The 22,959-nt window shown below is 61.0% G+C and carries 18 protein-coding genes, 1 tRNA gene and 1 pseudogene; 13 read left to right on the forward strand and 7 right to left on the reverse strand.

Annotated elements, in window-relative coordinates; genetic code table 11:
* The first annotated feature begins 195 nt into the window (after positions 1-195).
* From ACO06F_RS15320 to ACO06F_RS15365, 10 genes are all read left to right on the forward strand, one after another.
* Positions 196-1,134: a sigma-54-dependent Fis family transcriptional regulator gene (locus tag ACO06F_RS15320; RefSeq protein WP_421693612.1), complete on the forward strand. Its 939-nt coding sequence runs from the start codon at positions 196-198 to the stop codon at positions 1,132-1,134.
* Between the two features lie 41 nt (positions 1,135-1,175).
* The gene (locus ACO06F_RS15325; protein ID WP_421693613.1) at positions 1,176-2,384 is read left to right on the forward strand and encodes an ATP-NAD kinase family protein; all 1,209 of its coding nucleotides are present in this window, start codon (positions 1,176-1,178) and stop codon (positions 2,382-2,384) included.
* Positions 2,384-3,382: a thiamine pyrophosphate-dependent dehydrogenase E1 component subunit alpha gene (locus tag ACO06F_RS15330; protein ID WP_421693614.1), complete on the forward strand. Its 999-nt coding sequence runs from the start codon at positions 2,384-2,386 to the stop codon at positions 3,380-3,382. Before ACO06F_RS15325 ends, ACO06F_RS15330 begins: the two co-directional genes overlap by 1 nt.
* Positions 3,383-3,401: 19 nt before the next feature.
* Positions 3,402-4,409 carry an alpha-ketoacid dehydrogenase subunit beta gene (locus tag ACO06F_RS15335; RefSeq protein WP_421693615.1) on the forward strand — a complete coding sequence of 336 codons (1,008 nt, stop codon included), beginning with the start codon at positions 3,402-3,404 and terminating at the stop codon, positions 4,407-4,409.
* 32 nt (positions 4,410-4,441) lie between these two features.
* Positions 4,442-5,557, forward strand: coding sequence for an acetoin dehydrogenase dihydrolipoyllysine-residue acetyltransferase subunit (locus ACO06F_RS15340; protein ID WP_421693616.1), 1,116 nt, complete (start codon positions 4,442-4,444; stop codon positions 5,555-5,557).
* A 155-nt stretch (positions 5,558-5,712) separates the two neighbouring features.
* Positions 5,713-7,242 carry an extracellular solute-binding protein gene (locus tag ACO06F_RS15345; protein WP_421693617.1) on the forward strand — a complete coding sequence of 510 codons (1,530 nt, stop codon included), beginning with the start codon at positions 5,713-5,715 and terminating at the stop codon, positions 7,240-7,242.
* Between the two features lie 138 nt (positions 7,243-7,380).
* Positions 7,381-8,334 (forward strand): carbohydrate ABC transporter permease, encoded by a 954-nt coding sequence (locus ACO06F_RS15350; RefSeq protein WP_421693618.1) that lies wholly within the window; start codon positions 7,381-7,383, stop codon positions 8,332-8,334.
* A gap of 3 nt (positions 8,335-8,337) precedes the next feature.
* Complete coding sequence (locus ACO06F_RS15355; protein ID WP_421693619.1) at positions 8,338-9,216, forward strand: carbohydrate ABC transporter permease; 879 nt, start codon at positions 8,338-8,340, stop codon at positions 9,214-9,216.
* 12 nt (positions 9,217-9,228) lie between these two features.
* Positions 9,229-10,323, forward strand: a complete 1,095-nt coding sequence (locus ACO06F_RS15360; RefSeq protein ID WP_421693620.1) for an ABC transporter ATP-binding protein — start codon at positions 9,229-9,231, stop codon at positions 10,321-10,323.
* Positions 10,324-10,337: 14 nt separating this feature from the next.
* The gene (locus ACO06F_RS15365) at positions 10,338-10,673 is read left to right on the forward strand and encodes a carboxymuconolactone decarboxylase family protein (RefSeq protein WP_421693621.1); all 336 of its coding nucleotides are present in this window, start codon (positions 10,338-10,340) and stop codon (positions 10,671-10,673) included.
* A 165-nt stretch (positions 10,674-10,838) separates the two neighbouring features.
* On the opposite strand, the gene ACO06F_RS15370 is transcribed toward ACO06F_RS15365, so the two are convergent.
* The 3 genes and pseudogenes from ACO06F_RS15370 to ACO06F_RS15380 form a co-directional block, all read right to left on the reverse strand.
* Complete coding sequence (locus ACO06F_RS15370) at positions 10,839-11,384, reverse strand: VOC family protein (protein ID WP_421693622.1); 546 nt, start codon at positions 11,382-11,384, stop codon at positions 10,839-10,841.
* Between the two features lie 293 nt (positions 11,385-11,677).
* A complete protein-coding gene (locus tag ACO06F_RS15375; RefSeq protein ID WP_421693623.1) occupies positions 11,678-13,588 on the reverse strand; it encodes a sigma-54-dependent Fis family transcriptional regulator in 1,911 nt (636 codons plus the stop codon).
* Between the two features lie 362 nt (positions 13,589-13,950).
* Positions 13,951-14,238, reverse strand: a pseudogene (locus tag ACO06F_RS15380) (beta-ketoacyl-ACP synthase II); the annotation flags it as partial.
* Positions 14,239-14,750: 512 nt separating this feature from the next.
* On the opposite strand from ACO06F_RS15380, the gene ACO06F_RS15385 reads away from it, so the two are divergent.
* On the forward strand, positions 14,751-15,830 hold the full coding sequence (locus ACO06F_RS15385) for an NAD(P)-dependent alcohol dehydrogenase (RefSeq protein WP_421693624.1): 1,080 nt from the start codon (positions 14,751-14,753) through the stop codon (positions 15,828-15,830).
* Positions 15,831-16,194: 364 nt separating this feature from the next.
* Here ACO06F_RS15385 and ACO06F_RS15390 read toward each other — a convergent pair whose 3' ends face one another.
* Positions 16,195-17,715: a pyruvate kinase gene (locus ACO06F_RS15390; RefSeq protein WP_421693625.1), complete on the reverse strand. Its 1,521-nt coding sequence runs from the start codon at positions 17,713-17,715 to the stop codon at positions 16,195-16,197.
* A gap of 185 nt (positions 17,716-17,900) precedes the next feature.
* On the opposite strand from ACO06F_RS15390, the gene ACO06F_RS15395 reads away from it, so the two are divergent.
* Both ACO06F_RS15395 and ACO06F_RS15400 read left to right on the forward strand, forming a co-directional pair.
* Positions 17,901-19,151 carry a DUF3419 family protein gene (locus tag ACO06F_RS15395; RefSeq protein WP_421693626.1) on the forward strand — a complete coding sequence of 417 codons (1,251 nt, stop codon included), beginning with the start codon at positions 17,901-17,903 and terminating at the stop codon, positions 19,149-19,151.
* Positions 19,123-19,839 (forward strand): class I SAM-dependent methyltransferase, encoded by a 717-nt coding sequence (locus tag ACO06F_RS15400; protein WP_421693627.1) that lies wholly within the window; start codon positions 19,123-19,125, stop codon positions 19,837-19,839. Before ACO06F_RS15395 ends, ACO06F_RS15400 begins: the two co-directional genes overlap by 29 nt.
* A 309-nt stretch (positions 19,840-20,148) precedes the next feature.
* Here ACO06F_RS15400 and ACO06F_RS15405 read toward each other — a convergent pair.
* The 3 genes from ACO06F_RS15405 to ACO06F_RS15415 form a co-directional block, all read right to left on the reverse strand.
* Positions 20,149-20,224, reverse strand: a tRNA-Thr gene (locus ACO06F_RS15405).
* Positions 20,225-20,289: 65 nt separating this feature from the next.
* On the reverse strand, positions 20,290-21,750 hold the full coding sequence (locus tag ACO06F_RS15410) for a heme biosynthesis protein HemY (protein WP_421693628.1): 1,461 nt from the start codon (positions 21,748-21,750) through the stop codon (positions 20,290-20,292).
* Positions 21,747-22,955: a COG4223 family protein gene (locus ACO06F_RS15415; RefSeq protein WP_421693629.1), complete on the reverse strand. Its 1,209-nt coding sequence runs from the start codon at positions 22,953-22,955 to the stop codon at positions 21,747-21,749. Before ACO06F_RS15415 ends, ACO06F_RS15410 begins: the two co-directional genes overlap by 4 nt.
* Positions 22,956-22,959: the final 4 nt, after the last annotated feature.

Here is a 22,959-nt window from a genome sequence, read left to right on the forward strand (position 1 = left end):
CTTTCCAACTATTTTGACTGCGAGATTGACACTCTCACCCGATTTGTGGGGCCCAATCTCATAGAACGCAATGTGGTGAGGCTCACAGGCTCGGGACGGAGCCTGTTCATCCAAGTCGTGCCGCCGGCGACGATCCGCGTCCTGCCGGCGACGGCCCAGCAGGAGGAAAACAAGATCCCCAGGCCTCTGATGGCAGTGGCAGGCGAGGATCCCTCGATACAGCGCAGCCTCAAGATGCTGTCACGACTGCTCAATACCAATATGAGCGTACTGGTCAGCGGAGAGACGGGGACGGGCAAGGAATATCTCGCCAAGGCGATCCATCAATCCTGCGCCCGGGCCCGCGGACCTTTTGTTCCCGTCAATTGCGGGGCGTTGCCAGAGAACCTGATTGAGAGTGAACTGTTTGGCTACGAGGGAGGCTCGTTTACCGGCGCCCTCAGCAAGGGAAAGAAAGGCCTGATCGGCGAGGCTCATGGCGGGACCCTCTTCCTTGACGAAATTGGTGACATGCCGCTTGGCTCGCAGACGCGGCTGCTTCGCGTGCTTTCAGAGCGGGAGGTAACGCCGATCGGCGGAACGCGGCCCTATCCCGTCGACATGAGGGTGATTGCCGCGTCCCACCGCGATTTGCTCGGCATGGTCAAGAAGGGCGCGTTCCGTGAAGATCTGTATTTCCGCCTCAACGGCGTAACCATTACGCTTCCGCCCCTGCGCGACCGTGTCGATCTCGCCTGGCTTGTGGCGCGATTGCTGGAGGGCCGTGCCTTACCCGATGGAACGGCGCGCAGCCTTTCATCAAATGCACTGGGCGTTCTGTCATCCTATGGATGGCCCGGCAATATTCGCGAGCTCGTCAACGTCATCGATTTTGCGTGTGCGGTTGCCAGCGATCCGGAAATCGGTGTGGATGACCTGCCGGATCAAGTCTTCCGGCGCATAGACAGTGACGACGAAAACAGCGGGGCGGAAGAGGCAAGAGCCAAGAGCAGGCAAGCGGCGGCATTGCGTGAAGATCTGCGTCGTGCCGACTGGAACATATCTGCGACCGCGCGCCTGCTCGGTGTCGATCGCACAACGCTGCACCGCCGCATGCGGCGGCTGGGAGTCACGCTGCCGCCGCGAAGCCCGTAGTCGCACTTGTGGCGCATGTGGCGCCACAGCTGTTGCATTCGATGCAACTGTTCCAGCGGGCGGCGAGCGATCTTTCGCAGATGCGGAATTTCTTTGCTGCGTTGCTTTTCTTGAAAACCGCGCGATTGCAGTCTCCCAGCCGACTGGCATCCATATTGCAGAATGTGCTCCTAGAACAATTCCAGAAGACATGGAAGTACATGGGAAGCGTCATAGGGATCATCGCCAATCCAGTTTCCGCGCGCGACATCCGCCGCGTGATTGCGAACGCAACTGCTTTGCAAATTACCGACCGTGCCAACATTGTGCTGCGGATTCTCTCCTGCGTGAAGGCGTGCGGAGTGGATCATGTCTGGATGATGCCCGAGAACGGCGGCATCCGGCACCATGTCCGCCGTGGCATAGACAGAGCTGAGAACCAGGGCCAGAAGCACTTTCCCAAGGTCGAATATCTCGATTACAAGATATCGGGAACCGTGGACGACACGCTGAAGGCTGCTCGCCTGATGAAAGAGAAGCGTGTGGCCGCCATTGTGGTGCTGGGGGGCGACGGCACCCACCGCGCTGTGGTTGCCGCCTGCGGCGATATTCCAATCGCAGGCGTCTCGACAGGCACCAACAATGCCTTCCCGGAGCATCGTGAGCCCACCATTACCGGCCTCGCAGTCGGCCTTGCGGTGACGGGCAAAGTGCCGCCGTCGGTTGCTTTTCTGCCGAACAAAGAGATCGTCGTCCGCATTAATGGCCATGAAGAGATCGCGCTGGTGGACGTGGCCATCGTCACCGAGCGGTACATCGGCGCCCGCGCACTGTGGCGGACCGAGACATTCCGCGAACTCTTCGTCACCTTCGCCGACCCGGAGGTGATCGGCATGTCGGCAATAGCGGGGCTGCTCACCCCTGTCACCCGGCTCGATGACGGCGGTCTGCATGTGCGCCTCGCACCTAAGGACGAGGCAAACATCATCCTGGATACACCCATCGCACCCGGCTACATGCGCGGCATCGGCATTCGCGACTATGTTCCGATGAAGACCAACCACAAGTATCGCCCGTCGATTACCGACGGCTCGATCGCTCTCGACGGTGAGCGCGAGTTATCCTTCACACGGGACGACGATGTGACAATCGAACTCGTGCCCAATGCGTTCCGAACCGTGAATGTCAGCGGCTGCATGCAATATGCCTCGCGCCACGGCCTGATGAGATTGAAGACAGATCAGAAACTGAAGGAAGTGGGAGGACATTGATGACTGCTCCAAACAGCACGGCCGGAATATTCCCTCTGGATAAATCCGGACTTCTGCAAGCCTACCGTACCATGCGTACCATTCGCGAGTTCGAAGAACGGCTGCACGCCGACTTCGCCAAGGGAGACATTCCCGGCTTCGTCCACCTTTATGCGGGCGAGGAGGCCGCAGGCACCGGCATCATGATGCATCTGAACGACAAAGACCGGATCGCATCCACCCACCGTGGCCACGGCCATTGCATTGCCAAGGGTGTGGATACCAGCGCCATGATGGCAGAGATCTATGGCAAGGTTTCCGGCTCCTGCCGCGGAAAGGGCGGCTCCATGCACATTGCCGACCTCTCCAAGGGAATGATGGGTGCCAATGGCATCCTCGGCGCCGGTGCGCCGCTGGTCTGTGGAGCAGGGCTTGCCGCCAAGTATCGCGACGATGGTGGTGTGGCGATTTCCTTTGTCGGTGACGGCGCTTCCAACCAGGGCACCTTCCTCGAAAGCCTCAACCTCGCGGCGGTTTGGAACCTGCCTGTCATCTTTGTGGTCGAGAACAATGGTTATGCGGAATCGACGTCTCGCGATTACGCCGTAGCTGTGGACAGCTTCGTTGACCGCGCGGCGGGCTTCGGCCTCCCGGGCGTCACGGTGGATGGTCTCGACTTCTTTGCCGTGTATGAAGCGGCGGGCGAGATCATCAAGCGGGCGCGAGAAGGCGGTGGTCCTGCACTGCTCGAATGCAAGATGGTTCGCATGTACGGCCACTTCGAGGGCGATCAGCAGACCTACCGCGCGAAGGGCGAGCTCGACGACATCCGCAACAACAAGGACTGCCTCAAGATGTTTGCCCAGCGTGTGATGGAGGCTGGCGTGATTGGTCGAGGCGAACTGGATTCCATCGATCGCGAGGTGGTGGCCGAGATCCAGGAGGCCTCCGCCTTCGCCAAGGCCGCGCCGCTGCCCACTGCGGCGGACCTCACCACCGATGTCTATGTGAACTACTGAGCGCAAGGGAGAACGAGAAATGGCACGCAAAATCAGCATGCGCCAGGCAATCAACGAGGCGCTCGACCAGGAAATGGCCCGTGATCCGTCAGTGATTGTGATGGGTGAAGACATCGTCGGCGGCGCCGGCGGCATGGGTGAAATCGACGCCTGGGGTGGCGTCCTCGGTGTCACTAAAGGCCTCAACGCCAAGCATCCGGGCAAGCTGCTCGATACGCCGCTCTCGGAGTCGGCCTATATCGGTGCGGCAATCGGAGCGGCCGCCTGTGGCATGCGCCCCGTGGCGGAATTGATGTTCCTCGACTTCATGGGCGTCTGCTTCGACCAGATCTTCAATCAGGCGGCGAAGTTCCGCTACATGTTCGGCGGCAAGGCAGAAACGCCCGTGGTCATCCGCGCCATGGTGGGGGCGGGCTTTCGCGCCGCTGCCCAGCACAGCCAGATGCTGACGCCACTGTTCGTGCATATTCCCGGCCTCAAGGTGGTGTGCCCTTCCAACGCCTATGATGCAAAGGGCCTCCTGATCCAGTCCATCCGGGACAATGATCCGGTGATCTTCTGCGAGCACAAGAATCTTTATGGCGCCGAGGCGGATGTTCCTGCCGAGTCCTACGCCATCCCCTTTGGCGAGGCCAATGTCGTGCGCGACGGCAAGCATGCCACTATCGTCACCTATGGCATGATGGTCCATCGCGCCATGGAGGCCGCTGCGGCTCTCGCCAAGCAGGGCATCGAGTGCGAGGTAATCGACCTCCGCACGCTGTCTCCGATTGATTGGGATACCGTGATCGACAGTGCCGAGCGCACCGGCCATGTCGTCTGCGTGGATGAGGCCCATCCGCGCTGCTCTATCGCGGCGGACGTCTCCGCCAAGATCACCCAGGAATGCTTCCAGGCACTCAAGGGCCCGATCCAGATGGTCACCGCTCCGCACACGCCGGTGCCTTTCTCACCGGTGTTGGAGGACCTCTACATTCCCTCTGCCGAGGCCATTGCCAAGGCGGTGAAGAAGTCCATGGGCAAGTGAGAGCGTCAAGCTGAAAAGTCGAGGATGTTGTTATGACTAACACCCGTATCGTGCCGATCGTCATGCCCAAGTGGGGCCTCTCGATGAAGGAGGGAAAGGTGACGGGCTGGCTGTTGGAAGATGGCTCGAAGATCAATCCCGGCGATGCGATCCTTGAGGTCGAGACCGACAAGATTGCGGGTTCGGTCGAGGCCCATGAGGCCGGCGTGCTGAGACGGCGCGTCGGCCAACCCGACACGTTCTACCCCGTGAAGACGCTGCTGGGGGTAATCGCCGACCCTTCAGTTCCGGAAGAAGAGATCGACGCTTTCGTATCATCATTCGTGACCCCTTCGGCTGAAGACGACGAGGCGGAGCAAGGTCCGAAGTACGAGTATGCCGAAACGCCCTCGGGCACATTGCGCTACGCCAAGCGCGGTTCGGGCGGAGCGACGTTGATCCTCATCCATGGCTTCGGCGGCGACCTTGACAACTGGCTGTTCAACATCGACGCGCTGGGTGAGGTCGCGACCGTCTATGCGCTCGACCTTCCTGGCCACGGCCAGTCCTCAAAGTCCCTCGAGAGCCCCGGACTTGACTCCCTTACCGATGCGCTCGCGAGCTTCATGGGAGCTGTCGGGATCGACAGTGCCCATCTTGTCGGCCACTCCATGGGCGGCGCGATTGCCATGAACATGTCAGTTGGCGATCCTGGAAAAGTCGACTCGCTCACCCTCATCTGTTCAGCCGGGCTAGGACCTGAGATCGGTTCTTACGTTGATCGTTACGTGGCAGCCCAGGGCCGCAAGGAGCTGAAGCCCGTGCTGGAACAGCTCTTCGCCGACAAGAGCCTGGTCAGCCGGCAACTCGTTGACGATGTCCTGAAGTACAAGCGGCTCGACGGCGTCGAACCGTTGCTGAAGGACCTTGCTGCGTCGCTCTTCGCCGGCCAGGCTCAGCAGGATCAGCCCGTTGCGAAGCTCACTGCCGGCAATGCGCCGCCGACACTGGTCATCTGGGGCAAGCAGGACGAAGTCATCCCGTCCGCTCACGCCCAGAATCTTCCGGGCGCAAAGGTCGTCGTGTTCGACGATGCCGGGCACATGGTCTTCATGGAAAAGGCCAGCGATGTGAATTCCCTTATCAAGACTCACATCGCTGGTTCGTAGCCAACACATTCGCAAGCCGCTGACACGGCCAGAGAAAGGAGGGCCACAGATCACGGAAGTGTGAGACGTTCCGCGAGGTGCGGCGGCGCTAGGACGCCACAACGGCACCTGTTTGATCGACAACAGAAATAAAATCAATATGGGAGAAGACGCCTATGTTCTCGATACCGAAAAATGCCGTTTACCAGAGAATCAACCGCAGAAAGTTTCTTGAACTCGGTGGCGGGGCCGCCACTGCCCTCGGTGCGGGTGGCCTGACCCTGGGTCTCGGCTCGACAATCACGCGCTCAAAGGTCCAGGCGGCATCGACCGACGATGCAAAGTGGAAGCAATATGCCGGTTCGAAACTTGTCTTCATGTCGGAGAACACCCCTCCGTCCTTCGCGATCCGCGACAATATCAAGGCCTTTACCGACAAGACCGGGATCGAGGTGACCATCCTCACCGACGACCTTCCGGTGGTGCAGCAGAAGATCGGCATCGATCTGCGCGGTGGCAAGGCAGACTACGTACTGAACTACGTGCAGGACAAGCCCATTGGTGCACCCTTCGCGGATTATTTTGCCGATCTCACTCCAATGTTTGGCGACGAGACTTTGCCGCAGGATCCGGAAGGCTATGGCGACGAGGCCTGGTTCCCCAACTTCCTGTCGGCCTGTGGCCGCTTCTACGACAAGGGCCGGATCGTGGCTTTGCCCTATGATGCGGCCGTTGCCTGCACCTTCTACCGGCAGGATCTGTTTGAAGCGAACAGCAAGGACTTCGAGGCCGAGTTCGGATATCGCCTCGAATTCAACAATGATTCCACATGGCAGAACGTCATCGACATGGCGACCTTCTTCAAGAAAGCGAAGGAGTCCGGCAAGGACGTGCCATATGGCTATGCCCAACATCAGGGCTCATTTGCCTGGACCACGCAGCTGGACGTTCAGCGCTTCCTCTTCGCCAATGGACGCTGGATGGACTGGAACATCGATGATGTCTATGGGTCCAAGGATCCAGGAAAGACCAATTGGGGGGACGAGCAGTCCATCTTCACGCTCGGCAAGTTCAAGGAGCTTGCGGATGTTTGTCATCCCGACAACTTGGCCAATGGCACGTTGGAACTCAACACGGTCTACCAGTCCGGCAATATTGCGATGCAAACGCAGTACCATGAGTTTGCGGCGTCGATCGAGGATGCGTCCAAGTCCCGTGCTGCAGGGGGCAAGACTGCCTATGCACCGTGTCCGAAGGGCGATCCCAAGTGGATCAAAAATGGCGGCCAGGCGGTAAACGGCACGAACTGCGGCATCGGTGGCATCGGCATTAACGGAAATGCCTCGGATGACCTCAAGCGCGCAGCCTATATCTTCGCGATCTGGTCGGTCTCGAAGGACAATCAGTACAATGTTCTCAAGGGACTTGGCGGCACGCCCACGCGCAAGTCGGTCCTTGAACTGGAAGACGTCAAGAAGGCCGAGCATCGTCCGACGAACATGCCGAACGCCTTGACGTTCGATGCCGTCTATAACGTCGGTATCAAGGACCCGAACTTCGTGCTCGGTCCGAAGATCCCGAACGCCAACGAGTATCACTCGATACTTGCGGGCGAAGTGCAGAAGTGCCTCTCGAACGAGCAGACGCCAGAAGAGGCCGTGAAGTCCATCCAGACGCAGCTTGACGAGCTGAATAACGCGGGCTGACGCTCCCCCAGACATTGACCGGCGGTGGGTATCCACCGCCGGTGCCAATTCCTTCAACCGTCGAGCGAACCGATGACAGACGCAACCACGCATAATCCGAGCGGCTTGCCCCGAAGGGCCGCGGGTAGCAACCGAAACATGGACCTCTTCCGCGTCCGTCATATTCCGGACAGTGTCGAGTCACGTCCGGTTCCCATGTCTGTCACAGAGCCGGCATCACTCAACAAGCCGGCTTCAAAACGCTTTTTCTTCTGGCTCATGGCGCCTGCAATCCTGGTGCTGGCGTTCATCTCGATCTATCCATTTTTCTGGATGATCTACATGAGCCTCCACGACGTGGACATCGGCCACGTCGAGTGGAACAACTTCGCCAATTTCATAAGGCTGCCATCGGACACGCGCTTCCTCATGGGGTGGGTTCTGCTGGCTCAGTACAGTGCGATGTGTCTAACATTGCAGATCATCATTGGTGTATTCCTGGCCCTCGCCCTCAACGGGACACGTCTTGAGAAGGTCCTTGTAACGACACTTCTGATGCCGATGATGATGGCCCCCCTGGTGGCCGGAATGGTATGGTACTTTCTCTATAACGGGACATTCGGCTGGTATCACTGGCTGCTCCAGAGCCTTGGCATCCTTGGTGCAAAGTCCATCCTTGCCAGTTCCAGTACAGCGATGATCGGATTGGTGCTTGTGGACGTGTGGCAATGGACGCCGCTCATCACGCTGATCACCCTTGCGGGCCTCAAGCGTGTTCCGCAGGACCAGCTTGAAGCCAACATGGTAGATGGCGCGTCTCCGTTTCGCAACTTCATCTCGGTCACGCTCCCGAACCTCTATCCGGTCCTGTTGATTGCCATCATGCTGCGGTTCATGGACAACTTCCGCTTCATCGACTCGATCCTCGTGCTGACGGGAGGGGGCCCCGGGAACGCGACGAAGATCCTCCCCGTCTATCTGTTCGAGGTGTCGTTCAAGTTCTTCAAGCTGGGACGTGGCGCGGCGATTGCCCTAATCCTTCTCATTGTCACCATCATTCTCGGAAAGCTCCTGGTGCGCGTGTTTGATCGCCAGCAGCCAAGCAAGGTGTAAACAATGGCATCCCGCGATGTGATCCACTACGAAACACCGCTGTCGAAGGCATTCAGGGGATTCTCCGCCGTCTTCTTGGCATTCTATGTGGTGTGGACGGTTCTGCCGCTGTTCATCATGTTCATGTCCTCCTTCAAGGACCTGCTTGAGGCATTCAAGATTCCGGCAGTGGGTGATTGGGCCGGGGTCACTGTCTTCTTCGACTTCACGCCGACAACCAAGCACTACTATGAACTCTTCGCTCATCTTGGCTTTTCGACCTACCTGTTCAACTCCCTCGTGGCTGCAGGCGGGTCAGCGCTGGTGTCGGTAGTGCTGGGGTCGATGTGCGCCTATTCGCTGTCGCGCATCGACTTCAAGGGAAAAGGTGATCTGTTCTTCTGGATCATCTCCACACGCATGGCGCCGGTGGTCGCGGTCATGGTGCCGCTCTACTGGATATTCCGGCAGCTGGATCTGGTTGGAACGCTGCCCGGCCTCATTCTGGCCTACACCACCTTCAATCTGCCTTTCGCCATCTGGATACTGAAGGGCTTCTTCGACAATGTACCCTATGCCATCGAGGAGGCCCAGATGGTCGATGGGGCAACGAGGTTTCAGGCGCTGCGGGCGATCCTGCCGCTGGTTGCGCCTGGCATCGGAGCTTTCGTCGTGCTGTGCGTCCTCTTTGCTTGGAACGACTACCTCTTCGCTGCGATCATCGGTTCGGGCGGTGCCAAGACACTGCCGGCCGCGACGCGCGAATTGGTGCAGCCGCAAAACATCCAATGGGGACAGATCATGGCAGCTGGCGTCGTCACGACTTTGCCGATGATGTTCCTCGGTCTTGTAATCCGCAAATATCTCGTCACCGGCCTTACCATGGGCGCGGTCAAGGAATAGCAGGAGCTGGCAATGGCGAAAGTATCATTCAGGAACGTATGGAAGAAGTACGGCGACATGCCCGCCGTCAAGGATCTCAACATCGAGTGTCCGGATGGTTCGTTCCTATCGGTTCTCGGTCCGTCGGGCTGTGGAAAATCCTCGACGATGCGCATGGTTGCGGGCCTGGAGCACATCACGTCCGGGCAGATCCTTTTCGATGAACGGCCGATCAACGACCTCGCTCCGAAGGATCGTGACGTCGCAATGGTATTCGAGAATTACGCGCTCTACCCCCACAAGAGCGTCTACGACAATATGGCGAATCCACTGAAGTTGAGAGGACAGGATTCTGCGGTGATCAAGGAGCGGGTGACGGCTGCTGCCAAGCTCCTCGAGATCTATCATCTTCTCGAGCGCCGCCCGCAGGAACTGTCCGGGGGGCAGAAGCAGCGCGTCGCGATCGGGCGCGCCATCGTCCGAGAGCCGAACCTGTTCCTGTTCGATGAGCCCATTGCCCATCTTGACGCCAAGCTTCGCGCCCATATGCGAGGGGAAATCAAGCATCTGCAGCGTACGCTGGGAACCACCATGATCTATGTGACTCATGACCAGCTTGAGGCTATGTCCATGGCCGATACGATCGCAGTCATGCATGATGGAGAGCTGCAGCAGCTCGGCTCGCCGCGCGAGGTCTACAATCATCCGGTCAATGCCTGGGTTGCTGGTTTCGTCGGAGAGCCGGCCATGAACTTCGTTGACGTCAGCGTCGAAGACCGGGCCGGCCGCACCTACTTCACCCACCCGAACTTTTCTGTTCCGGTCACCGAAGAGCAGCAACGCCGTACCTCGAACGGATCTCATGAGAATATGCTTCGAATGGGTGTAAGGCCCGATGCCTTGTCGATTTCAATGATCAAACCCTCGGAAAGCTGCATCACAGGCAAGATCTTCGTGACGGAGCTCCTCGGAGGAGACATGATCGTCGATGTGGACCTGGAGGATTGCCGCATTCGGGTGAAGACCTCGACCGAGTTTTCAGGTGAGGAAGGCCAGACCTGCTACATGACGATCAACACCAACAAGTGGCATGCGTTCTCGAAGGGGAACGGCAAGGCATTCTTCTAGAAAGGGAGCAAACTATGGCGGATGCCAAGGAAAAACTTGAGGCAGTCAACGGCCGTCTGATGAATCTGTTCAAGGCTGAAAAGCAGACGATGATGGCCTTTAACAGCATCACCGTTGCGGCGACGAGGCCTGGCAAGATTTCCGCCGCAGTGAAGGAGTTGACGGCGGTGGCTATCGCTGTCTCCAAAGGCTGCGAAGATTGCATCATTTATCATGCCGCGGCCGCCAAGAAACACGGTGCGTCCCGCGATGAGTTGATCGAGATGCTGGCGGTTTCAGTTGAGATGTCGGGGGGCCCGGGTGCCGTCTATGCTGCAAAGGCGCTCGAGGCTTTTGATCAATTGCCGTGAATTCTTGAATGACCCGGTGAATTGTCCAGGCCGCTGATCGAGCTGCGGCCGGCACGATGCGCTAGAGATCCGCTCGGAAACGGTGCTGCCTCGGGTCTGATGGAAGAAGACGAGTGCCCGCCCGCCCCGGAAAGTCGGGAAGGGCACCCGGTCACATCCGCATCTTCAGGGCGCTGGCGGCGGTGCGGGATACCACTCTTCCGGTTCGGGCCAAACGAAGCCTTCGCGAACCTCGAAGATCTCGAAGGTCGTCGTGGTGTCTCCCTCGGTTTCGAAATAGGCATGAGGATATTTGCCCTGCCAAAGGCCTGATTGGATCATCTGATAGCCTCGATCCTCGAATGCCTTGATCTGCTCAGCCCAGGGAATGCGGTTGCAGTCAAACGCCACGTGGTGGATGCCTTCGCCATGCGACTCGAGGAATTCGTCGTAGATGCTGGGGCCGGTGAGCGGCTGTACGATTTCCCACAGCATCGTGCCGCTGAAGGCGAGCCCCAGCTTCATCGAATGCTGAGAGGGCTTGCCCCGATAGGTGACATTCGTCATGGTTTCAGGACTGAAGGTGTATATGCGCCAAGGGCCAATGCCCGCGCGGGTCAACCCCTCCATGGTGCGCTGGAAATCCCGCGTCACAACGCAGATCTGCATGTTGTTGCCGAGAAAACTGTTGCTCAGCGTCGTCTCGTTGATGACTGTTGGAGCGCCTGTCATGTTCCATTTCCTCCCATATCCTGTTTGTCTACTTCTGTTCGATGAAAGCTTGTTCAGGTTGTGGTTACCCTGACAAGTGTCGGCCTCTCGCGAGCATACTGTTTCGCGCAAGGCATGCTTACCGAGAAAGCAATTGCCATGCCATGTGCCGGCCCGGCGGGAGCGAGCGTAAGAAACCGGCGTTTCCATGAAGAGCACTGCAGCAGCGCCCTCGACCCTCGATACGCGGACAGAGTTGTGGCACGGAGTGTGGCTCTGCCTGTGGCAGTTGACGCCACACCTGTTGCGAAAGCCTATGGTGTACGTGGCGGAAGGCTGACTCCCAGCCGTCTCATCCGGCGATGCATGGTTGTCCGGTCAATTCCCAGCAGGCGCGCCGTGGCCGAGACATTCCAGCCCGTGCGGCGCAAATCCTCGCGCATGGCGGCAGCTGTGGCGTCAACTTCATGACTGCTCGCAGAGCCGCCTGCCTCTTCGGTGTCCGCTGGAGGGCGCCGGAAGACATGATCGGGCAGATCATCCATGCTGATTTCGGGTTCGGCCGCGATGGCGCAAGCAAAATCAATGGCGTTGATCAGTTCGCGTATGTTGCCCGGCCAATCATAGTCGCTCAGAATGGCAAGGGCCTGCTGAGAAAAACTGCGCGTCGCCGTGTCGGAGAAGGGCCTCTTTTGCAGAAGCTGGCCCGCCAGCAGCGCCATATCCTGCCGTTCCCGAAGCGGCGGCAGGGTGATCGTTGCGCCATTTAACCGCAAGTAGAGGTCTTCCCGGAACTTTCCGGATTTGACCAGTCCTCGCAAGTCGCAATGGGTCGCTGCGATGACACGCATATCGACAGCAGAAGGTTTGGACGCACCGACGGGAATGACTTCGCGCTCTGCGAGAACGCGCAAAAGCCTTGTTTGCAGATTGAGGGGCATGTCGCCGATCTCGTCGAGGAACAGTGTTCCGCCGTGAGCTTCGCGCACAAGACCTTTCCTTCCCTTCAACAGTGCACCGGTAAACGAGCCGCCTTCGTAACCGAACAGCTCGCTTTCAATGAGCGTTTCGGGCAGGGCGGCGCAGTTTACGGGAACAAAAGGTCCTTTCGCCCGCGAGCTCGACGCGTGAATGGCCTTGGCAAGAAACTCCTTTCCGGTTCCAGTTTCGCCTTGCACCAGAATGCTCATGTTTGTGTTGAGCAACCGAGAGAGTTTCATCAGGTTCTTCTGCAGCGAGGGCTCCCCGCCTGTGATTGCCCTTAGCGGCGCGGGGAGCGTCAATTCCTCGCTGTGTGATACAGCTGGCGGAAGAATGCGAATGGTGGAAGGAGGTACCACTTCAATGAAAAGGCTGCGGCCGCTCGCCCTGGACCGGACGGTATTTCTCTCCTTTGCACGATTGGCCACAAAGCGCGTGAGCGAGTCGATTTCGCAGTCGAAGAAATCCGAGATCGGCCGCCCGAGGAGCAGGTTCGGAGTCCGCCAGTCTCGCCCAAGTTCCTGTGCCAGCAACCGGCAGGCAAAATGATTGAAACCCGTGATACAGCCAACCGAGTCGAGCACCAGTACATACTCGGTATCGACCTCCGCCAAAGCCTGGTTTGACGTCAGTTTCACGATCCATTTGCGCGCGCAGGAACGGATTAGGTTGGCGGTCTCAATCCGATGCGCAAAATTCTTGACGATCTGCAAGGCGAGAAACTGGCTGGTCTTTTCGTCGGGAGACGCCAAAGCCGCTATATCGAGAACCGCAGCCAGGTTCCCCGTGGCGTCGAAGATTGGCGCTGCTGTGCAGGTCAACGGAATGTGCGTGGCGTCGAAGTGATCGCTCTTGTGAACGACCAGTGCGTCTCGCGTGGCAATGGAGGTGCCCACCCCGTTAGTGCCCGCCTTGGTTTCACTCCAGTCGAAACCAAGATGGAGGCCGGCGCCACGTGCCTGTTCGGTTGCGGAAGAATCGCCAATGTAATCAACAGTGATTCCATTCTGGTCGGTCAGCAGCACCAGGTAGCCGAGACCCGATACCTGGCTATAAAGAGCTTCCACGCCGAAGCGGGCTGTTTGAAGCAGATCGTCCATCGCATCGCGGTGCTCGCGTAGCTTGCGATCTTCAACAACAAACGCCTGCCTCAGAGTTGACGGATCGAGATGATGGTTCGAAACGCACCGCATCCATGAATTGACAATAAGCGAGTCTCGGTCCGAATGGCCGCCTTCTGCCACACGTATCAACTCGTCAATGTGCTCATGTCTCGTTGTCGAAATGGCCGTACCCTCGCAACGTTCTGCAAGTATCGGCCTCGTTCTTCGGCTCTGTCAAGCAGGCCGCCCCGATCGATGACAGCTGACGGACGTCAATCGCCGCCGATTTCTGTCTCTCCTCGCAGCGCATTCCACCGGAGCTGTCATCTCTTGAAGATGGATAGGGGTCGTCGGAACGTGGGCTGATCGGGTACATTGGCAAGCTTGGCCCGGATGTTTTTAGGCGCGAGTGCCATGTCTCGTTCCACGCGTCCCTATTGCAGAACGAAGCGCTGCGAATACTGTCGTCAGCAGGCGTGGCGAAGTCCCGATGCCTCCGGCAGTCATGACCATCGCCTGAAGATGATGCTTGCATTGACGCCGCCAAAGCCGAAGCCGTTCGAAATCGCATGTTCCATGGCCATCGGCCTCGCCTTGCCAGAAACAAGATCAACACCCCGCGCAGCCTTGTCGGGGTTTTCGAGATTGAGAGTGGGCGGTGCAATCTGGTCACGAAGCGCAAGGACGGTGAAGGTCGCCTCAAGACCGCCCGCCGCGCCCAGCAGATGGCCGGTGGACGCTTTTGTGGCGCTTACCGCGATCTTGCCCTCCGCACCGAACACCGTTCTGATGTACGTTGAGTGTCACTTACTCCAATGATTGCCCCGTCAATACCGTGATGCTCGACACTGGCGCGGAGACTCGATGACGCTGCGGAGCATGGATAGGAATATCCATGCGAATTGAGTTCAATCTTGAGATCATCGAGGCGCAATAGACTGCGCACGGCGACACGATTAGCTGGGATCCCCAGCGAACGGCTCTGCCGTTGGCATCAAGCACTGAGCGCAAAGACTCACCTGTTGCGGTATCGTTGGGCATTGACTGAAATTCGAAATGACGGCGATGAAGGGCCTGTGGGGCTCTGCCGTTCGGGCCGCAACTCGGGCGGAGCCGCTTGGTATTGCAGCCTGGGCTTGGAACACCATGCCGTACCCCGAAACAAGTATGATCCAGATCAAAACACGGCAGTGCCATTCGTGTTGTCATCGCAACTACACAAATGGCCCTTTGGATCATTCGTCGCGCTGGTTCCGTTGGCGCAGGGGAGCAAGGGGATGCAAAAGCCAATAGGAGTTGATCAATGGCAGGTAAGATGAAGGCTGCGGTATTCGTCGAGAAGGGCCGCATCGTTCTTGAAGAGAAGCCAATCCCGGACGTAGGCCCGCTCGATGCGCTCATCCGCATCACGACGACCACGATCTGCGGAACGGATGTACACATTCTGAAAGGCGAGTACCCGGTTGCTAAGGGCCTCACCATTGGGCACGAACCGGTAGGCGTCATCGAGAAGCTTGGCTCGGCGGTGACGGGCTACACTGAAGGCCAGCGGGTGATCGCGGGCGCGATCACGCCGTCAGGCTATTCCTATGCCTGCCTGTGCGGCTGTCATTCGCAGGATGGCGCGGGGACGAAGCACAGCTTCAAGGCTATGGGTGGCTGGAAATTCGGCAACACCATCGACGGGTGCCAGGCCGAATATGTGCTCGTGCATGACGCCATGGCAAACCTTAGCCCGATCCCCGACGGGTTGACCGACGAGCAGGTGCTGATGTGCCCGGACATCATGTCGACCGGCTTCTCGGGCGCCGAGAGCGGGGGCATCCGCGTTGGCGACACGGTCGTGGTTTTCGCACTCGGGCCCATCGGGCTCTGCGCGGTGGCGGGTGCCAGGCTCATGGGGGCGACGACGATCATCGGTGTCGACCATCTCCCGGTCCGCATGGAGGTGGCGCGCAAGATGGGCTGCGATCACGTCGTTAACTTCGATGACGCCGACCCGGTGGAGCAGATCATGGCCCTCACCGACGGGCGTGGCGTCGACGTGGCGATCGAGGCGCTGGGGACGCAAGGTACCTTTGAAGCGGCGCTCCGCTCGATCCGGCCGGGCGGCACCTTGTCGAGCCTCGGTGTTTACTCGACGGATCTGAAAATCCCGCTCAGCGCATTTTCAGCGGGGCTCGGCGACAACAAGATAGTTACCACACTGTGCCCCGGTGGCAAGGAACGCATGCGGCGGTTGATGAATGTGTGCGCCTCGGGCCGGGTGGACCTTAAACCTCTCGTAACGCATCGCTACAAATTGGACCAGATCGAGGAAGCCTATGATCTGTTCTCCCACCAACGGGACGGCGTCCTCAAGGTCGCAATCACGCCAAACTGATCCCGCATTGCCGGCCGGTTGAATGAAGACACGGCCTCGTCTTGCCGCGCTGATCAGAAAGATGAACAAGCAAGGCCGCAGATACGCGGCGCAACGTTGATGCGCGCGCCAGGATAGAGACGCTGTTGCAAAGCTGTGTCGATGGCGGGCCGTTGCTTGCGGTCCAGAGGAACAATTTCCTCAGGCTGGAAGCCGGCCCCCCATTGGGAGGAAGCGGCAGTTCTGCCATCTGCCCACTGGCGCGCGCCACCGCATCTTCGCCTGCGTTGCCCGCTCGTTCCTGTCAGGCGCCTCGAAAGGCCGGCGGCTGCGGGCGCCCATCTGGTCTTGCTGATCCGCGCTGGGGCGGAGACCTCAGGCCTCATTACAATGCGGGCTGCTCACTGGCCGGAATGTCCTGCCAGGATCGCAGCGGGCCAAGCTGGGGTGATTTTTTGGACTGGTGCCGGTCCATGCGGCGCAGCACGCGGTCGAGAAACGCCGTGGCCCCCGCCAGGTGCGGGCCCTTGTTCAGCATCACGCATTCGGCGCGCTGGCCCATGGCGGCGTCGGTGGTTTCGGCCCGGCTGGGGGTTCCGTTCTTCACCATGGTGTCGAGAACCTGTGTGGCCCACACCACCGGCACATGGGCGGCCTCGCAGAGCCACAGGATCTCTTCCTGGATTTCCGAAAGCCGCTCCAGGCCGATCTCGACGGCGAGATCGCCGCGGGCAATCATCACGGCCACCGGCATCATGCCGCCCGCCTGCACGATGAGATGCGGCAGGTTGCGCACGGCAAGCGGCGTTTCGATCTTGAGCATCAGCGCCGGCATCGGCCTGCTCCCACGCCGGAGCTTCACTTGCTCCGCCAGGTGCCGCACGTCCTCCGGCGTCTGGACGAAGGAATAGCCGATGATGTCGGCATGTTCGGCGACAACGTCGAGATCGGCGATGTCCTGCTCCGTCAGAGCCGGCAGGTCGAGTTCGGCGCCGGGAAGGTTGACGCCTTTCTCGGGCTTCAGCCGCTCGCCCTTTTCCCGCGCGTGGGTGACTTCCAGGACGGCACGACCGGGCTCGACGGACACCACCCGCGCACCGATCTTGCCGTCGTTGATCCACACCATGGCTGCTGGTGCAAGATACTCGAGCAGCTGCGGCGGCGACAGCGTCGCCTCGATGACGTCGCTGCCTTCTCGGAATGCAACCGCGAGCGCGAAACGATCGCCGCGGTGAAGGCGGACCTTCTCCTGCGTGCCAATTGCCTCGATCCGGAACTTGGGCCCGCCAAGGTCCATGGCGATCCGCACGTCGCGGCCGAGCTTCTCTGCCGCGCTCCGCACGTGGCCGATCATCGCCAGCCAGACATCCGGGCCGTCATGGGCGCAATTGATGCGGGCGCAATCCGCGCCATTGGCGATCAGCTGCTGCACGAGTTGGGGATCGGCCGCGGCCTCGGTGGGCAGCGTCACCATGATGCGCGTGGAAGGACCTTCGGGGTCGCGCCCAAAAACTTCGGTCTTCCGCCTTTCCAGCGTCTCATGGCCGTTCAAGAGGATCTGGGGGTCAGGATATGCGCTGCCCTTTTCGCCGGAAATTCGGGCGAGCGTGGCGAGGACGGCATCGATGGCGGGCAGAACCCGGCTTTCGCTGCGCCCGAGGGAAGACAGGCCGAGCGAGGAGAGCGCGGGTTGGATGTTCCGCAGGTCCAGGCTCCGCAGTGCCAGGTAATGGGCGAGGTTGGCGGTATCCTCGAGAAGGGCGGCGTTCGCAAGGCCCGCGCGCCACCCTTCCATCCTGGCCTCTGCCAATGTGATGATCTTCTCGCGCACGGAGGTAAGATCTCCCGTCAGCCGCAGGGCGGTCTGGCGGGGATCAAAGGCGGACGGAGCTGGCTTCCTGTTCATGCGGACGTCATCCTCGACCCAGATGAAAACTGTGTGACGCCGACCCGGCGGGATTGTCGCAGCCCCGCCGGGGCAGCGGGTGCTCGCTTGGCAGACGGACTCCCGGCTGTCAGCCTATGTAATCAACTCGTCATCAGCGTTGATTAGCGCACGTCATGTGCTTGCAATGATTCCCGGGGGGCCACATGACGATTGCCGATGTTACTGAGGGACGGCGGGGCAGGGCGCGCGCTCTGCTCGGCGGGGCGGTTCACAGGAACGCCGCCTGCAGCCTCGACGGGCTTCTCGAGCGGCTCTTCACCTTGGCTTTCAGCGGCCTGGTCTATCCGCAGATCTGGGAAGATCCCGCCGTCGACATGGAGGCGATGGAAATTGAGCCGCATCATCATGTCGTGGCCATCGCTTCGGGCGGCTGCAATGTGCTGAGCTATCTGGTGGCCGATCCGGCCGCCATCACCGCGGTCGACCTCAGCCATGCCCACGTGGCGCTGAACAAGCTGAAGGTGGCGGGCCTTCGTCATCTGCCCAATTGGGACAACTTCTACCGTTTCTTCGGTGAGGCCGAAGATCGGGCAAACATGATGGCCTACGAGAAATACCTGCGGCCGCATCTCGATGATCATACGCGGCGCTATTGGGAGAGGCGCTCGCTCTCGGGGCGGCGGCGATTGTCACATTTCCGGTCGAACATCTTCCGAAAAGGGCTGCTCGGTCGCTTCATCGGCATAAGCCATCTGGTGGCGCGCGCCTATGGCCAGGACATGGAGAAGCTGCTGTCTGCCAGAAACCTCCGCGACCAGCGGGCGTTCTTCGAAGAAGTCGTCTCGCCGCTGTTCGACCGCCGCCTGGTCAAGTGGGTCACCAGCCGGCGGATTTCCCTCTATGGTCTTGGCATTCCGCCGGCACAGTATGAGGCGCTGGCCGGCGGGCAAGCCATGCCGGACGTGCTGCGCGCCAGGCTCGAGAAGCTCGTCTGCGATTTCCCCATCCGGGACAATTACTTTGCCTGGCAGGCGTTCGGCCGGTCATATGCTCCGGGGGGTGCGGGGCCGCTGCCGCCCTACCTGCAGGAGCGCCACTTCGCCGCGCTGAAGAAGCGTGCGGAGCGCGTCGATGTCCGGCACGTGTCCTTCACCGATGCGGTCAATGCCATGGCGCCAGGCACTGCACATCGTTTCGTGTTGCTCGACGCGCAGGACTGGATGACCGATACGCAGCTGGAAGAACTGTGGGCGGGCATCACCCACGCCGCCGCCCCCGGCGCCCGCGTGATCTTCCGCACCGCCGGGCGCGACACGATCCTGCCCGGGCGTGTACCGGCGCATCTTCTCGGCCAGTGGCGCTATCTCGAGCAGCGCTCGCAGGAACTCTGCCGGCGTGACCGCTCGTCAATCTATGGAGGTTTCCATGTCTATGAGCGCGCAGCCGCCCATTGACGGCGCTGTCGCCAGCGGCCAGCGGCATGCGATGGATCGCATGTACCGGTTCCAGCGCCACATCTACGACGCGACCCGCCGCTTCTATCTTCTCGGCCGCGAAAGGCTGATCAGCGAGCTCGGCGTTCCGGAGAATGGCAGCGTGCTGGAGGTTGGCTGCGGCACGGGCCGCAACCTGGTGAAGGTTGCGAGTGCGTATCCCTCGGCCCGGGTCCATGGCTTCGACATCTCGTCGGAGATGCTCAAGTCGGCGGGCACCGCCATCGTCAGGAGCGGCCTGACGGACCGCATTGCCATTGCCGAGGGCGATGCTCTCACCTTCGATCCCCGCCTTGCATTCGGCGTCGCGGCCTTCGACCGGGTTTATCTGTCCTACACGCTGTCCATGATACCGCAGTGGCAGCAGGCGCTGGCGCATGCGGTGCGCCTCGTGGCGCCCGGTGGAGAACTGCATGTGGCGGACTTCGGACTGTCTGAGTCGGCGCCAGCACCTCTGCGCGCCGCCCTGTTCTGGTGGCTGAGGCAGTTTCATGTCACGCCCCGCGCCGAATTGCCGGACGTTCTCTCAGCCATGGCGCAGGAGGCTGACGTTCCTTGCCGGGTCCGGTCGAGCTACGCAGGCTACGCCTGGAACCTGCGTGCCGGGCCGTTTGCCCGACCAGCGGCCAACAGTTCCCTCTGGCCATGATTTTCGACGTGCATCGAATTCGAGCGAGAAGCCTTGCTTGCATCGCACCGCTGGCAATCACCGGTTCGCGCCAGGTGCATAGTGAGGATGCGCTGATGACCAACATCAAACGAACCTATCGCCTCTAAATCGGCATGCCGACATTCATACCTAAAAGTTTCGCGGATTTGGGCGATTTCAGGCGACCTTCAGCGAACATTTGCCTGACCCGCGACGCGAGAGGAGTGGTATAAGTCATTGAATATCGGGCAATAAACGATCAATGCCGAACAGTGGCGACCAGCTGAAAGGTCGGGGATTTTGAGGAACTGGTGCCGCTTAGGTGACTCGAACACCTGACCCCCGCATTACGAATGCGGTGCTCTACCAACTGAGCTAAAGCGGCTTTCCGTGACGGCGCGGGGTATAGGATATTTCAGCTTGTGCCGCAACCGTTGCAGTTGAGAATTTTCAGCCGTCGGCTGGCAGCTGGCGGCGGCCGGGGCTTTGGGGCGGGTCGAAGTCTTCGGGGAGGCCCGGGTCATCGGGGGGGCGCTGCTGCACCATGATTTTCGGGGCCTCGATCGATTTGGGCGGCGGCTCCGGCAGGGCCGTGGGCTGGGCTGCCGGGGCATCCGGTTCCAGCTGCTCCGGCATCTCGAAGGGGGCCTTCCATTCGCAGGGCACGATCTCTCCGGACACGGGCGAGACGGGCGTCCAGCGCGGGCTCGCAACCCCATCCGAGACCCAGATCGGGTCCCTGGGTGCGGTCAGCGCGCGCGACAGCCATTCGCGCGCGCGGCCCTTGTCGCCATTGGCGTCCTCGATATCGGCCATCAGCGCGCAGACGCGGGCCTGCGGGCGGTTGCCGGACCAGGACTTCAGCGCCTCTCGCGCCATGTCCCAGCGCTTGGCCCTGATGGCGGCGCGGGCCAGCGCCACAGCACCTTCCAGACCCCCCTTGTCCTCCTTCAGGAGGTCGCGCACCCGGTCCAGCCGGGAATCGGGGCTGTCGCCGGGAATGAGATGGGCCTGCAGCTCCGCCAGCTCCGGGTGGGGCGAGAGGACCCATGTTTCCTTCAGGATCTTCGAGGCCTTGCGGGTTGCGGCCTGGGTAATCAGCACCCGCGCCGCCACCAGGGCCGCCGGCACCAGCGCGGGATCCAGCTTGTGGGCCTTGAGCGCCAGCTCCAGCGCCTGTGCCCGGTTCTTGTCTTCTTCCGCCAGCGCCTGGGCCGTCAGCATGGCCGCCTGCTTGACGTTGCCTTCGGGTGCGGGAACGAGCCCCAGCTTGATCTGCTGGCCCAGCGTTGCCGCAGCAGCGCCCCAGTCCTTGGCGGCGGATTGCAGCTGCAGCACGGCGGACGAGGCCCAGGCAAGGCGGGGGTTCGCGGCCAGCGCGCGCTCGGCATAGCGGCGGGCAGCACCCACGTCCCCTGACTGGCGCGCCTCGGAGAACAGGCCGCGCAGGCCCAAAGCCTCAGTATCGGGGGATTTGGTCATCGCCTCGAAGATGCGCTTGACGGCGGCGCGGTCACCCTTCAGTTGGGCGGCCTGGGCTGCGAGAACGTTGACCAGCGGCTCATCGCTCAAGGCATTTCCCGCAATGGCGGCGTGCTTTGCGGCAGCGGTGGCATCACCCGCACCGGCGGCGATGATGCCGCGAGAGAGCGAGTCATAGCCCTTCCGGTTCTTGCGGCCGGCGAAATAGCGGCCCATGGCCTGCGGGCTCGCCCAGAGCCTGCGGAACAGGCTCCACAGAAACCACAGAATGACCACGGCCAGAACCGCCATCACCACCCCGGCGATGAAGCTCATCTCGATTTCGCGGCCCAGCCAGCGGATGGTGAGCGTGCCCGGCCGGTCCGCCAGCCAGGCGAACCCCGCCGCAACCAGGACGAGAAGCCCGAAGCGCCACAGAAGCCTGATCATTGTGAAGCCCCGCCGCCCAGCGCCGTGATCTGGCGCAGCACCGCTTCCGACACCTGGTTCAAGGCCGCCTCGAGCTGAAGCCGGGCCGCGGCGCGGGCGCGCCACTGGCTGAGCGCCATAGGCTTCTCGCCTTCTGCCGCGTCGATCACGGAAATGGCTTGGTTCAGGTCGCCCGCTTCGGCGAAGGCCGCTGACTTTTCAGCCACTTGTCGCCAGTCGGTCTCGCCGATCGGCCGGACGGTGACAATGCCGGAAAGGGACTTCATGAAGGTTCCGAAATAGCTGTCATCCTCCGCCGGCGGTGCCGCAGGCTGGGGCAGGGATGGGATGGCCGCACGCAGTTCCGCGGCCAGGCCCTTGGCATCGGGCAGGCCATCGGCGGCATGGGCGGCCACAACGTCAAGCCCGGCGGCAGCCGGCACCATGCGGGCGATCCGGTCATATTCGGCGGGGTAGGCAGTGCCAGCGGCAACCTTGGCCTTCAAGTCAGACAGAGCCTGGGAGAGTGTGGCCGTCACCCCCGCCTGCGGGCTGGTCCCGGCGGAGGATTTGAGGCTTGCCACATCCTTCTCCAGCGCGTCGATGCGCTGGCCGATGGCGGCCAGTGCTGCGCTATCCGCCGGGCTTGCCGGGGTACCGCCCTGCGAACTCGCGGTTGAGAGCGATTTGCGCAAGCTGTCCAGGTCAGTGCTGGCGGCGGAGAGCTTCTCTTCAGCCGCCGCGACCTTGCTGTCGGTCTGGTCCAGCCGGCTGGCAAGGCCATCGAGCTTGGAGGCGGTGGATTGCGCACCCTGTCCCGCCTGGGCCGCAGCGTCACCGGCGGCCGTGGCGGCCTGGGCGGTGGCGTCGATATTCTGTTTCAGCCCGGCCAGTTCGGCGGCCAGGGCGGAATTGTTCTGTTCGAGTGCCGCAACCTGGTTGCGGAGGGCCGTCATCTGGTTCGAGGGCAGATAGCCATAGAGCAGGTCCCGGTAGAGCCAGCCACCGGCGAGAAGGCCGAGAATGAGGGCAATGATCAGTCCGGCGGCGGCATTGCGCTTCCGGGCGGCCTGGCCTTGTCGCGGGGGCGGCGGAGGCGGCAGCGTTTGCGTGCGCTCATCCTCGATCCGTGGCGTGTCACCGGCTTCACTGCGGATCTCCTCGGCTTCGAGGTCGATCACCTGCGGCCTGGCCGCACCCTTTTCCTCTGGCGTATCCATGGTCATGCGT

The sequence above is a fragment of the Aestuariivirga sp. genome, assembly GCF_965227715.1.
Taxonomy (GTDB): Bacteria; Pseudomonadota; Alphaproteobacteria; order Rhizobiales; family Aestuariivirgaceae; genus Aestuariivirga.